This window comes from Myxococcus sp. AM010 (assembly GCF_013372585.1).
In the GTDB taxonomy this organism is placed as follows: Bacteria; Myxococcota; Myxococcia; order Myxococcales; family Myxococcaceae; genus Myxococcus; species Myxococcus vastator.
Window position 1 is genome coordinate 1 of sequence record NZ_JABXEO010000071.1, and the last position, 12,396, is coordinate 12,396.

Genomic DNA, 12,396 nt, shown 5'->3' on the forward strand with positions numbered 1-12,396 from the left:
CCTCCCCTTGGAGCCCCCATGAAGCGCACCCAACATTCCACTGGAACCCCGTGGGAGCCCCAGGTGGGCTACTCGCGCGCCGTGCGTGTGGGCCCCTTCGTCTCCGTGTCCGGGACGACGGCCACCGACGCCCAGGGAGACATCGTGGGCGTGGGGGACGCCTACCAGCAGGCCCGGCAGGCGCTCCAGAACATCCAATCCGCCCTGGAGGCCCTGGGCGCTCGGCTGGAGGACGTGGTGCGCACGCGCATGTACGTCGTGGACATCCAGCAGTGGGAGGCGGTGGGCCGGGCGCATGGGGAGCTCTTCGCCCACATCCGCCCCGCCACGTCGATGGTGGAGGTCAGCCGCCTCATCTCCCCCGAAATCCTGGTGGAGATTGAAGCGGACGCCGTCGTCGCGGGCGGCGGCTGAAGGCGCGCTCCACAGTCCCTCAACACTTCTCCCGCAAGGTGGGTCCCTCAACTCAGCCGGGGGTACCCACGACATGTCGAGCCTCAGCAAGTCGTTCAAGAAGGCCGTGAAGAAGGTCAAGAAGACCGCGAAGAAGGCGGGCAACACGGTGGTGGACACCGCCAACAAGGCGGCCGACACCGTCACCGGTACGGCCGGCACGGTCTCCAACCAGGTGAGCCGCGAGGCCGAGCAGCTCGCCCGGGAGGTCGACACGCTCACCCGCGACACCGCGAAGCTGGCGGAGCAGGCGTATGCGGAGTCCCTGGCTGCTGGGGAAGCCGCGTGGAACGAGGCGGTGGAGCTGTCCACCCGCTTCCTCACGGACGCGCTGAGCGACGTCGCCGAGGCGCTGGCCGAGGACGTCTACCGCAAGCACCTGGCCCTCCTGGAGAGCATGGCCGAGACGGGCTACGCGCTGCTGACGAATCCCACCCGCTACAAGGAGGTGGACTTCCTCGTGGGCCAGTCCTCCCAGAAGAAGAAGGACGAGGACACGCACAAGACGGTCAGCTCGCTGTCTCAGGACGAGTCGGTCCAGCGCACCGGCAACGACGCCCGGAGCAAGGGGCTCGGAACCCTCTCCATCGGCAGCGGCGGCAGCATGACCTTCGGCGGGGGCGTCGAGGGCAGCGTCGGCATCGCCTTCGACCACCCGGAGCAGCAGCAACTCCGGGGCTTCTACGGCTGCGGAGGCGTCGCGGGCGTCACCAAGGGGGTGTCGATGAGCTTCCAGTTTGGAGTGTGGGCCGACATGCCCTCCAAGCTCGCCGGCCCCGTGCTCGCGGTCAGCCTGGGGGCTGGCGCCGGCAAGTTCTGCGGCAGCACCCAGGTCATCTTCAAGATGCCCGTCACCGAGAAGGAATGGACGGCCTTCGCCACGAGTGGCAGGCTCGACCTCGCGGGTCTCGTCATCAGCCTCGGCGCGGAGCTCAGCACCTTCTCCGACGACGGCGTGAGCGCCACTGTCGGCTGCGGCTACACCTGGGTGTACTGAGCGACAGCGCTGACGCGAAGAGACCCACCTGGGGCCCGTGTCCATGAACCCGTCGGCGCGCATCCTGGTCGTGGAGGACGATGCCCCCATCGCCGCGGGCATCGTGCGTGGCTTGAAGCTCGCGGGCTTCCAGGTGGCGCTCGCCACGGACGGCCTGCTCGCGCTCGAAATGGCCGAGCGCGAGCACCCTGACCTGGTGGTGCTGGACCTCAACCTGCCGGGGCAGGACGGCTTCGAGCTGCTGGAGGCCTGGCGCTTCCGGCTCCGTGTCCCCGTCATCGTCCTCACCGCGAGACAGGAACTGGAAGCCCGGCTGCGCTCCTTCGGACTGGGGGCGGTGGACTACCTGCCCAAGCCCTTCTGGATGGAGGAGCTGGTCGCCCGCATCCGCACACGGCTGCTTCTCCAGGAGGAGCGCCCGCGACGCGTGCTACAATGGGATGACGTGAGCCTGGACCTCGACGCCCGCGAGGCGAGCCGCGAAGGCACAGGCGCCCTGCCCTTCACGCGCCACGAGTTCGACGTGCTCGCCTACCTCGCGGAGCGCCCGGGACGGGCCCTGACACGCGCCCAGATTGCCCAGCACGCGCTGCCGCCCAGCGAGGAGCGCGATGACCGGACCGTGGACTCTCACATCGCGCGCATCCGCAAGAAGCTGGGGCCGGCGGGCGCGCGCATCCAGACGTCCTGGGGGATTGGCTACCGGTTCGTCCCCGACGAGGAGCCGCGTTGAGGCTGCGCAACCGCCTGGCCCAACGCATCCTCGTGGCGTCGGCGCTCGTGGGCCTGCTGGGGACGCTGGGCGCGTCCATCCTCGCGATTGTCCTGGGCGTGGATGCCGCGCTGACGCATGGCGTGCGGATGTCCGCGGCCCTCGTGCTCGCGCCCCAGGCCTCGGAGTGCCGGACGACGCCGGGCTGGCGCTTCCGGAGTCCACACGGCGTGGAGGTGGAGGCGTACGACCTTGCCCAGGTGGGAGCGGGCTCGCCCGGTGCACGACCCGACCCCAAGCTGCTCGCGCGGCTCGCGCAAGGCGAGCGTGAGCCCTCCACCTTCTACCTCCCGCTCTTCCATCCGGACTCCGCGTGGGCGGGGGCCTCCCTGCTGAAGCTCGCGGAGGCGGGGCCCTGCAGCCTCCTGGAGTTCCGCTGGCCCATCATGCACGAGCGCGCCACGGTGGGCGGGTGGGTCTTCGTGTCCGCCGTCCTCTTCACGATGCTGGCGGCGACGCTGTCCACCTTCGTCGTCGTCCATCCCCTCCTCCAACGCCTGCGCGGGCTGCATCGGGCGGCGGGGCTGCTCGGGGCGAGCCGGTATCGCTCCGCGGCGGATGGCCAGGACGACGAGCTGGGCGAGCTGTCACGCGTGCTCGACGCCACCCATGCCCGTGTCCAGGAGGACGCCACCCGCATCGAGGCCCAGAAGCACGCGCTGGAGCGACACCTGGCGGACGTCGCGCATGACCTGAAGACCCCCATCGCCTCGCTCCAATTGTCGCTGGAGCTGGCCTCGACGACGCCCGCCGACCCGAACGCGGCGCTCCTCCGCCAGGGCATCGAGGACACCGTCTACCTCACCTCCCTGGTGGACAACCTCCACCTCGCCTGCCAGCTCGGAGAGGGCATCGACCCGACGGCGGGCGACCCGCGCGTGGAGCTGGGCCAGACGATGGAGCGCGTGGTGCGCAGGCTCCAGCAGCTCGCGCGGTTGCTGGAGCTGACCGTGGAGTGCTCGCGGCCCGACGAGGCGCTCTGGGTGCGCTGCAACCCCACGATGCTGGAGCAGGCCCTGGGCAACCTGCTCCACAACGCCGTCACGCACGGCGAGGCGGGTGGCCACGTCGTGGCCGTCCTGGAGGATGCGGAGCCCGGGCGCTTCCGGCTCACCGTGCTCGACGACGGCCCAGGCCTCTCGGCCGAGGAGCTCGAGCGCCTGGGCGAGCGCGGGTTTCGCGCGCAGGCCACGCGGCGGCGGGCGACCCGGGGCAGCGGGCTCGGCCTCTCCATCGTCCGCGAGCTGTGCCTCCGCGTCGGCTTCTCACTCGCCTTCGCGCCCAACCCGCCGCGCGGCCTGAAGGTCGTCATTGAAGGACCTCGCTCCTCCACGCGCGAGCCACGCTGAGCGCCGCTGCCGCGAGGGCGGGCGGCGAAGTGGCCGCCTTACCGGCTGCCCGCCGAGCCCGGCGCCACGACGAGACCTGAGCGACAGGGGTGGCCACCGTCCTCGACGCACCCCACCTTGAAGGCAGCCATGGGCGTTGCCTGGAAGGACAACATCGACGTCGCGGATGCGCTGGAGCGCGTCGCGGACCTGCTGGAGGAGCAGGACGCGATGCCCTTCCGGGTCGGCGCCTACCGGAAGGCCGCGGACACCATCGCGCAGTGGCCTCGGCCCGTGGCGGAGCTGCTGGCCGAGGAAGGTGAAGCGGGGCTGCGCAAGCTCCCCGGCGTGGGGAAGAGCATCGCCGCGGCGATGGCGGAGCTGATTCGCACCGGGCAGCTCTCCCTGCTCCAGCGGCTGGAGACGGACCACTCTCCAGAGCAGCTCCTGGCCAGCGTGCCGGGCATCGGCGCGGAGCTGGCCCGCCGCATCCACGACGAGCTGAGCGTTCGGACGCTGGAGGAGCTGGAGCAGGCGGCGCACGACGGACGCCTGGAGCGTGTGGAGGGCTTCGGGCCCCGGCGCGGAGAACAGGTGCGCGAGCTGCTGGGCGCGAGGCTTGGCAGGGAGCGGCGCGGCGCCGCACGGCGGAGCGAGGGGCGGGATGAAGGCCCCCGGCCAGATGTGGGCGTGCTGCTCCAGGTGGACGAGGAGTACCGGCGGCGCGCGGACGCGGGCGAGCTGCGCCGGATTGCACCGCGCCGGTTCAACCCCTCCGGAGAAGCGTGGCTGCCCGTGCTCCGCAAGAAGCTGGAGGGGTGGAACTTCCGCGCGCTCTTCTCCAACACCGCGCTGGCCCACCAGCAGAATGCCACCCATGACTGGGTGGTGCTCTACTTCGACCAGGACGGCGACGAAGGCCAATGCACCGTCGTCACCGAGCGCGGCGGTCCGCTCGACAGTCGGCGCGTGGTGCGCGGACGCGAGGTGGAGTGCCTCGCGTACTACGGCGTGGAGTCCGAGGAGGTCGAAGCCCCACGGCCCGGGGTTTGACACACCGGCGCGTCAATCGTGCAGGGAGATGTAGTGGATGAGGGCGGCGTAGAACTCCGACTCATCGAAGGCATCCGGCCCGACGCCCACCACGTCCACATGGTCCTGAGGCACCACGCTGGACATGGACGTGCTCTGCAGCCGCGACGGCGCGTTCAAGACATTGAGCACCGGAATGGACGCGTCGTCCGTCACCGAGTCGAAGCCGAAGAAGGCGTCGTGGTAGCGCAGCCGGCGCCCCATCTGCTGCGAGCTGATGCCCACCATGCCATCGTCATCCGCCTCGTTGCGCACGCCGTCGCCGCAGCCCGCCGCGCCGTCGTTGTCCCCATCCCCCGCGCAGTAGCCGTTGCCGTCGATGTCGAAGAGGAACTCCTTCATCAGGTACAGCGCCGGATTCACATTCACGCCGTGCTGCGCGGTGACGAGGGACACGTAGCGCTCCGCGTAGCTGCTGCTCACGGGGTACTTCTCGTTGAAGGCCTTCATGCCCGTGACGACACCATCCGAGGCTGAATAGTCATTGAAGACGAGCTGCTTCGCCGCCGCGTAGGCGTCGTTGCCCGGCGCGTAGACGGAGTCGCCGTAGTAGCGCGCCAGGGCCGCGATGACGCTGGTGACGCCCGGCTTCTGGTCGAGGATGTACTTCGCCACGGGCGAGCCCCGGTGCGGCGATGACACGCTGGCCAGCACCGCCACCGACGTGACACCGCGCCGCTCCCGCAGCACGCGCGCCGCCTTCCTCGCGTCGATGCCTCCCTGCGAGTGACCGACGATGCTCACCTTCGAGACACCCGCCGTCGCCATGAAGCCCTCGATGTCGTCCGCCAGGTCCAACCCGCGCGCCTCCGAGGACTGGAACGCCGCCACCTGCGCCACGAAAGCGCGCTGTCCCGGGTCGAGGTCGCTGTTGCAGTTCGTGTCGAAGCGCGATTCACAGGGCTCACCCACGAAGGTGCCGAAGTCGTTCCCCCAGTAGTCGTAGCCGAGCAGGTCATCAAACCCGCCCATGCCGTGCGCGAACACCACGGGGTACTGCGTCCTCGCCGCGCCCGCCCAGGACGCTGGGGCCCCGCCCAGCACTCCGGCGAGCAGCCCCGTCATGACCACCGCTTGAAACCGTTTCATGCGCCCCCCTTGAATGCACCGCTGGAAGGATTGGAGCAGGGGCGCCGCGGCCCAGGTCACCCGAAAGCGAGCCGCCATCACCCAGGCGACACCTCCGCCCTCGAGCTGTCTTGCGGGCCGCATCCGAAAGCCCGCCCCGGTGACACAAGCCCCCGGGGCGGGACGTGGACTCAGGGCGCGGGCGAATACAGCCCAGCGGCGGACAGCGAGCCGCTGGGGCTCAGACCGCCCGACACCAGCACGCGGCCAGCACCCACCAGCGTCACCACGCCCGCGCTGGTGAGCGCCGTGGGCAACGTCCCGGCGCTGTGCCACTGGCCGCTGGCCGGGTCATACACCTCGGCCGAGTCCAGCAACCCCACGGTGCCACCTCCGTCACCGCCCAGCACCAGCACGCGGCCAGAGGGCAGCAGCGAGGACATCGGTCCGTAGCGGGGGTGCTGCATGGACGCGAGCGAAATCCAGGTGCCCGTCGCCGGGTCGTAGAGCTCCGCCGTGGCGAGCGCCCCTCGCGCGCCCCAGCCTCCGGCCACCAGCACCTTGCCCGACGGCAGCGCCACCGCCGTGTGCCCATATCGCGTCCCGGACAGGGAGCCGGTGAGCGTCCACTGCCCCGTGGACACGTCATAGAGCTCCGCCGAGGACGTGTCTCCATCCTGCGTGTTGCCTCCCACCACCAGCACCTTGCCGGACGGCAGTGACGTCGCCGTGTGGTACTGCCGCCGGCGGCTCATCACCCCGGTGGCGGTCCAGGCTCCGGTCGCCCCGTCATAGAGCTCCGCGGTGGCCAGCATGCCGGAGAAGCTGGAGCTCCTGCGCCCTCCCGCCACCAGGACCTTGCCGTTGGGCAGCAGCGTCGCGGTGTGACGCGCGCGCGGCGCCGCCAGCGCACCCGTGGCGGTCCACGTGCCCGTCGCCGCGTCATAGAGCTCCGCCGAGGGCAGGTAGCTGGACGAGGTGCTCTGGCCTCCCGCGGCCAGCACCTTCCCATCCGGCAGCAACGTCGCGGTGTGGAGGTAACGCGCGGTGAGCAGCGCGCCCGTTTGAAGCCAGTGGCCCGTCGCTTCGGAGTAGCGCTCCGCGCCAGTCAAGGCCGTGCTGCCATTCGCGGTGCCACCCGCCGCGAGGACCTCGCCCGCAGACAACACCGTCAAGGAATGGTGATACCGCGCGGACAGCATGGCATTCGCGGCGCGCCAGGGGAGCGTGGGCGGAAGGTAACGCTCGGCGGAGGCGGTGCGCAGGACGCCGTCCGGGCTGCCTCCGGCGACCAACACCTCCCCCGTGCCCAGCAGCGCGGCGGCGTGGCCCAGCCGGCTGGTGCCCATTGACGCCGTGGAGGCCCAGAGCGCGTTGACGGGGTCATACAGCGCCGCGCTCTGGAGGTAGGGCTCGCTGCCATCCGAGCCACCGGTGATGAACACCTCGCCGGAGTGCAGCACCGTCGCGGTGTGGTGCGCGCGCTCGACGGGCATCAGGTTCCCCGCGGAACCCCAGACGCCCGACTCCACGTGGTACAGCTCCGCGCTGCGCGTCGCGGTGATGTCGTCCACCAGCCCGCCGGACACCAGCACCTTGCCATTCAGCAGCGCCGTCGAAGCATGACCCGTGCGCGGCGAGCTCATGGCGGCGGTGGAGGACCAGGTCCCCGTCGCGGGGTCATAGAGCTCCGCGGTCCGGAGGACGGCGCCCCACGAGCTGGAGCGCCCGCCCGTCACCAGCACCTTGCCATTGGGCAGCAGCGTCGCCGCGTGTCCCATGCGCGGGACGCTCATGCTGTGGGTGGCGCTCCACGTCCCCGTGCCTGAGTCATACAGGCGCGCCGTCATCAACGCGGTTCCGTTGCCGTCCTCGCCGCCCATCACCAGCACCTGGCCGTTGAGCAGCAACGTGGCGGTGTGTCCCGAGCGAAGGGAGTCCAGGCTGCCGGTGGAAGACCAGGTTCCCGTGGCCACGTCGTACAGCTCCGCGGTGCCGGTGGTCGCGGCGGCGACGTCCCCCCCCGCCACCAACACGTTGCCAGTGGGCAGCAGCGTCGCGGTGTGACGCCGACGGATGACATTCATGTTCCCCGCGCTGAGCCACCGCGCGGTCGCGACGTCGTATTGCTCGGCGCTCGTGGAGGACTGGCCACCGGCGACCAGCACGCGACCATTGGGCAGCACCGTGGCCGTATGGTCCAGGCGCTGGGTGGACATGCTGGGGGTGCCCACCCAACTGACGGATGCGAGCTCGGCGTCCTGGCGCCATGGCGCATTCAGCGCGTCTGCAAAATCCTCGTGTGAGCATCCCGCGAACACGAGCGTCATCAAGAGCGCGGCCTTGCGGCCGAACCCGGCAGGTTCAAACATGAGTGGGGGTCCTTTGTGTGACGGGGGGATGCGCGGAAGGACCGCGCCCGGCGCCTTTACCCCAGCCCTGCACGGGCGGACCATCGCAGCACTCAAAACTGAACACATAAAATACATGGGGCCTTGGGCACCCACCGTGCGGGGTGAATGCCAAAGACTGCCGCGCCAGGGCGCATCAATTCACGCAATAAAAGAAATGCTCGTGAAACGCGCGGTGACATGGATTGAGGCGGAGGGGTTTGTGACTCAGCGCGGGGCCATGGACACCCGCCCCCCTGACGGCCCCTGGAGCTCGGCCCGCCTCGTGCCTTCACGGAGGGCGCCTCCGGCGGCGCGAGGGCCTCCGCGTCAGCTGCTCGCCGACGTGTACCGGCGGATGGAGCGCAGCCACACCTGACGCGAGCCCCAGGCGAAGAGCCCCGCGCCCGCCACCGCGCCCACCAGCGACTGGGGCGGCAGCCGGCCCAGCATGGCCTGCGCCGGGAAGGTCGTCATCAGCGCCAGCGGGATGACATATGTGAATACCAGCGTCAGGACGCCGCGCCCCACGCCCTGGAACACGGAGGACGGCCAGCGCGCGAAGTCGAAGATAGAGGTGAACAGGTACGTCAGGTTGTCCACCCGCACGACGAAGAACGCCGCGCTCACCGTCAGAATCCACAGCGAGTAGAGCAAGAGCGTGCTCGTCCCCAGCAGCAGCACGGAGGCCAGCAGCCCCGCCACCGACGGCCACCGCCCCAGGTGCATGAAGGCGTAGACGAACAGCCCGACGCCCGTCAGCACGTTGAAGGCCCGCCACGGCTGGAAGCGCTGCGTGGACACCAGGAACTGCGCGTCCGCGGGCTTGAGCAGCACGAAGTCCAGCGTGCCCTTGCGGATGTGCTCCACCACGCCCGTGAGGCTGGGGTTGATGGCGCCCTCCAGGATGCCCTGCAGCAGCGTGAACCAGCCCACCACCAGCAGGGCCTCGCCGAAGCTCCAGCCTTCCAGGTTGGGCCGCTCGCTGTAGACGACGAACAGCGGCGCCAGCGCCGTGAAGGTCCAGAAGAGGGACGTCAGCCCCTCCGTGAAGAAGTCCGCGCGGTACTGCAGGGACAGCAGCCCAGACGCCTTGAGTTGAATGCCCAGCAGCCGCAGATAGCGCTTCAGCCTCACGTCAGCCCCCGAACGCCGCGAAGCGCCGCACGCCCTGCTTCCACGTCACCGCCGCCAACGCGCCCAGCACCGCCACCCAGGCCCACTGCGCGCCCAGCAGCCGCAGGGACTCCTCCCAGCCATAGTCCGCCGTCAGCAGCTCCACCGGGACGCCAATCTGATAGCGGAAGGGCAACCAGTCGATGAGGGTGCGCAGCGTGGGCGGCAGCAGCTCCACCGGGTACATGTAGCCCGAGCACACGAAGAAGAGCACCAGCCACACCTCCAGCACCTTCTGGCTGCTCTCCAGGAAGAAGCACAGCGCGCCAATGGCCACGTTGGCCAGGAAGGCCACGGCCCACCCGCCAATCACCGCCAGCACGAAGAAGCCCCACTGCCACGCGTGCTGGGGCACCGCCTTCTGCCCCACCAGCGCCACGCTCAGCAGAATCACCGGCACCGCGACCATCAACCGCATGGGGAAGGCGGCGATGCTCTCCACCGCGTAGGCCCACAGCGGGGAGATGGGACGCAGCAGGCGCATGGCCAGCGTCCCCTGCTTCACCTCCCAGTTGATGAGCCACGCCGCCCACGACGTCGCGAGCTGCCGCACCGCGAAGGTGGCCAGGAAGTAGCTGATGAAGTCCGCCTCGCCGAAGCGCCCCACGGGCGCCTCACGCGACACGGCCATCCACAGCACCATGTTGACCAGCGGCATGGTGGTGGACAGCACCCAGATGAGCATCTCCGCGCGGTAGGCCACCGCCTCCGCGAACCCCACCCGCAGCAACGTGGGAAAGGCGCGCAGTGTCGTCCTGGCGCTCATGCGGGCACCGGCTCCGACGCCGCCGTCCGGCGCGCCTTCGACTCCGCGAACAGCTCGCTCATCACCTCTTCCAGCGGCGCGTTCTCCACCGTGAGGTCCATCACCGGCAGCGTGGACAGCGCGCGGGTGACGGTGGCGTTGACCGCCTCCTGCTGGACCTGGAGCACCGCCATTCCGGGCTCGTGCGTCACCACCCGGCCCAGCGGTGACAGGCGCGCGACGTCCACTTCCCCGGACAGGCGCAGCACCACGCGCTTCTCCGGCCGCACCCGCTGCACCAGCGCGTCCAGGCCGCCGTCGTATGACAAGAGGCCCTTGTCGATGACGATGACGCGGGGACACAGCGCCGCCACGTCGTCCATGTAGTGGCTGGTGAGGATGAGCGTGGCGCCGTACTTCTCGTTGTACTCCTTGATGAACGTCCGCATGGTGGCCTGCATGGCCACGTCCAGGCCGATGGTCGGCTCGTCCAGGAAGAGCACCCGCGGCTGGTGGATGAGGGCCGCGGCCAGCTCACACTTCATCCGCTCCCCCAGCGACAGCTGCCGGGTGGGCTTGCCGATGAGGTCCCCGATTTCCAGGAGCTCAATCAGGTCTGAAATCGTCTTCTTGTACTGGGCCTGGGGCACGTCGTAGATGGCCCGGTTGAGTTCGAAGGTCTCCGCCGGAGGCAGGTCCCACAGGAGCTGCTGTTTCTGCCCCATGACGAGCATGATCTTCTTGAGGAAGGCCTCCTCCCGCTGCTGGGGGACGTGGCCGTCCACCGTCACCTCGCCGTCGGAGGGATGGAGCAGGCCGGAGAGGACCTTGAGCGTCGTCGTCTTCCCGGCGCCATTGGGGCCCAGGAAGCCCACCCGCTCTCCGGGGCGGATGTCGAAGGAAATCCCATCCACGGCCTTCACCGTGGTGTAGCTACGGTGGACGAGCGAGCGGAGGGCCGCCTTCAAGCCCGGCGGGCGCTGATGGACCTGGTAGTGCTTGCGAAGGCCGCGAACGGAAATCATGTGCGACCAGGGTTTAACGCGGTCTCCCCCTCCATGGCGATCTCGCCGTTGACGCCTTGGCGGGACGACAATGGGTTGGCAACGGCCGCGGCGGGACGCGGCCTCACAGGTGAAGGCTGGACCAGATGAGCAACGCATACAGCAAGGACCTGGAGCGATGGATGCCGCGGCTCATCGCCGTCTGGCGCGCGTCACGCGGCCGCGGTGGTGGCGGCGCCCCGGAGACGCGCCTGACGCCCCAGGAGGTGAAGGAGGTGGCGGCGGGTGTCCGCCAGCTCTCCCTGGGCCTCACGCGGGAGCGGCAGCTCGCCGGCGCGCGGTACATGGACGACCCGAAGCTCCTGGGCGCCTACCTCCTCTTCTACTGGCCGGTGTCCTATGCGCAGGCCCGGCAGGTGCTCGGCGAGCTGCCGAGCCGCCCCCGGCAGGTGCTGGATTTGGGCAGCGGCCCGGGCCCGGTGGCCTTCGCCGCCCTGGACGCGGGCGGGGGCCAGGTCACCGCCGCCGACCGCAGCAAGGCCGCCCTCACCCTGGCGCGCAACCTGGCCGCCGAGGCCGGTGAGGCCCTGGCCACCCGCGACTGGGACCCGACGAAGAAGGGCGCCGCGCTGCCCGACGGCCAGTTCGACCTGATTACGATGGGCCACGTCGTCAACGAGCTGTACGGCACGGGCGACGCGGCCACGGCCCCCCGCGCGGCGCTGCTGGAGACGATTCTGGCGAAGGTGAAGCGCGGTGGCAGCCTGCTGGTGATGGAGCCCGCGCTGCGCGAGACGAGCCGCGGCCTCTTGCACGTGCGCGACGCCATGGTGGCCAAGGGCTACGCCGTCCGCGCGCCCTGCATGTACCGCGGCCCCTGCCCCGCCCTGGTGAAGGAGACGGACTGGTGCCACGCGGAGCGCGCCTGGCCCATGCCTCGCGTGGTGGAGGAGCTGGCGCGCGCGGCGAGCCTGCACAAGGAATCGCTGAAGATGAGCTACCTGGTGCTGGCCCCCAGGGACGAAGCGTGGCCGGAGCTGACGCCCGGGCGCCTGTTCCGCATCGTCTCCGAGCCCCTGGAGGGCAAGGGCCGGCACCGCTACATCGGCTGTGGCCCGGAGGGCCGCGTGGGACTGGCGATGCAGGAGCGCCACCGCAACGAGCGCAATGAGCGGTTCCTCAAGCTGAACCGGGGCGACGTCATCTCCGTGACGGAGACGGAGCCCAAGGGTGACGGGCTCGCGCTCGACGAGCGCACCGAGGTGCGGGTGGTGGCCCCCGCGGGCAAGGGCGTGCCGCCCCCGCCGCCGAAGGAGGACGCGCCTTCGAGCCCGGGAGCCGGCCCGCGCCCTCCTGAGTGAAGCACCCGGC

At 70.2% G+C, this 12,396-nt stretch carries 11 protein-coding genes; 6 read left to right on the forward strand and 5 right to left on the reverse strand.

Translation table 11 applies throughout. The annotated features are described in order from the left end of the window. Nucleotides 1-18 precede the first annotated feature (18 nt). The 5 genes from HV826_RS26975 (at nt 19) to HV826_RS26995 (ending at nt 4,603) form a co-directional block, all read left to right on the forward strand. Complete coding sequence (locus HV826_RS26975) at nt 19-414, forward strand: RidA family protein (protein ID WP_176419850.1); 396 nt, start codon at nt 19-21, stop codon at nt 412-414. 73 nt (nt 415-487) lie between these two features. Beyond that, nucleotides 488-1,450, forward strand: a complete 963-nt coding sequence (locus HV826_RS26980; protein ID WP_176419851.1) for a hypothetical protein — start codon at nt 488-490, stop codon at nt 1,448-1,450. A 43-nt stretch (nt 1,451-1,493) separates the two neighbouring features. Then, nucleotides 1,494-2,183, forward strand: coding sequence for a response regulator transcription factor (locus tag HV826_RS26985; RefSeq protein WP_217917813.1), 690 nt, complete (start codon nt 1,494-1,496; stop codon nt 2,181-2,183). Next, on the forward strand, nt 2,180-3,571 hold the full coding sequence (locus HV826_RS26990; RefSeq protein ID WP_176419853.1) for a cell wall metabolism sensor histidine kinase WalK: 1,392 nt from the start codon (nt 2,180-2,182) through the stop codon (nt 3,569-3,571). The genes HV826_RS26985 and HV826_RS26990 overlap by 4 nt, the downstream gene beginning before the upstream one ends. Before the next feature lie 129 nt (nt 3,572-3,700). After that, nucleotides 3,701-4,603, forward strand: a complete 903-nt coding sequence (locus HV826_RS26995; protein WP_176419854.1) for a helix-hairpin-helix domain-containing protein — start codon at nt 3,701-3,703, stop codon at nt 4,601-4,603. Between the two features lie 12 nt (nt 4,604-4,615). Here HV826_RS26995 and HV826_RS27000 read toward each other — a convergent pair whose 3' ends face one another. The 5 genes from HV826_RS27000 to HV826_RS27020 all read right to left on the reverse strand — a co-directional run bounded on the left by HV826_RS27000 (nt 4,616) and on the right by HV826_RS27020 (nt 11,046). Further along, nucleotides 4,616-5,731 (reverse strand): triacylglycerol lipase, encoded by a 1,116-nt coding sequence (locus tag HV826_RS27000; RefSeq protein ID WP_176419855.1) that lies wholly within the window; start codon nt 5,729-5,731, stop codon nt 4,616-4,618. A 170-nt stretch (nt 5,732-5,901) separates the two neighbouring features. Beyond that, nucleotides 5,902-8,082: a kelch repeat-containing protein gene (locus tag HV826_RS27005; RefSeq protein ID WP_255217437.1), complete on the reverse strand. Its 2,181-nt coding sequence runs from the start codon at nt 8,080-8,082 to the stop codon at nt 5,902-5,904. 348 nt (nt 8,083-8,430) lie between these two features. After that, complete coding sequence (locus HV826_RS27010; RefSeq protein WP_176419856.1) at nt 8,431-9,237, reverse strand: ABC-2 family transporter protein; 807 nt, start codon at nt 9,235-9,237, stop codon at nt 8,431-8,433. Nucleotide 9,238: 1 nt separating this feature from the next. After that, nucleotides 9,239-10,042 carry an ABC-2 family transporter protein gene (locus HV826_RS27015; RefSeq protein WP_176419857.1) on the reverse strand — a complete coding sequence of 268 codons (804 nt, stop codon included), beginning with the start codon at nt 10,040-10,042 and terminating at the stop codon, nt 9,239-9,241. Beyond that, a complete protein-coding gene (locus tag HV826_RS27020; protein WP_176419858.1) occupies nt 10,039-11,046 on the reverse strand; it encodes an ATP-binding cassette domain-containing protein in 1,008 nt (335 codons plus the stop codon). Before HV826_RS27020 ends, HV826_RS27015 begins: the two co-directional genes overlap by 4 nt. 125 nt (nt 11,047-11,171) lie before the next feature. Between HV826_RS27020 and HV826_RS27025 the strand changes: the two genes are divergently transcribed. After that, nucleotides 11,172-12,386, forward strand: coding sequence for a small ribosomal subunit Rsm22 family protein (locus HV826_RS27025; RefSeq protein ID WP_176419859.1), 1,215 nt, complete (start codon nt 11,172-11,174; stop codon nt 12,384-12,386). The last annotated feature ends 10 nt before the right edge of the window (nt 12,387-12,396 follow it).

What these genes read in the sequence shown, in the direction of transcription:
- HV826_RS26975 (WP_176419850.1), top strand. Translation starts at nt 19, where the DNA reads ATGAAGCGCACCCAACATTCCACTGGAACCCCGTGGGAGCCCCAGGTG.
- HV826_RS26980 (WP_176419851.1), top strand. Translation starts at nt 488, where the DNA reads ATGTCGAGCCTCAGCAAGTCGTTCAAGAAGGCCGTGAAGAAGGTCAAG.
- HV826_RS26985 (WP_217917813.1), top strand. Translation starts at nt 1,494, where the DNA reads ATGAACCCGTCGGCGCGCATCCTGGTCGTGGAGGACGATGCCCCCATC.
- HV826_RS26995 (WP_176419854.1), top strand. Translation starts at nt 3,701, where the DNA reads ATGGGCGTTGCCTGGAAGGACAACATCGACGTCGCGGATGCGCTGGAG.
- HV826_RS27000 (WP_176419855.1), bottom strand. Translation starts at nt 5,731, where the DNA reads ATGAAACGGTTTCAAGCGGTGGTCATGACGGGGCTGCTCGCCGGAGTG.
- HV826_RS27005 (WP_255217437.1), bottom strand. Translation starts at nt 8,082, where the DNA reads ATGTTTGAACCTGCCGGGTTCGGCCGCAAGGCCGCGCTCTTGATGACG.
- HV826_RS27015 (WP_176419857.1), bottom strand. Translation starts at nt 10,042, where the DNA reads ATGAGCGCCAGGACGACACTGCGCGCCTTTCCCACGTTGCTGCGGGTG.
- HV826_RS27020 (WP_176419858.1), bottom strand. Translation starts at nt 11,046, where the DNA reads ATGATTTCCGTTCGCGGCCTTCGCAAGCACTACCAGGTCCATCAGCGC.
- HV826_RS27025 (WP_176419859.1), top strand. Translation starts at nt 11,172, where the DNA reads ATGAGCAACGCATACAGCAAGGACCTGGAGCGATGGATGCCGCGGCTC.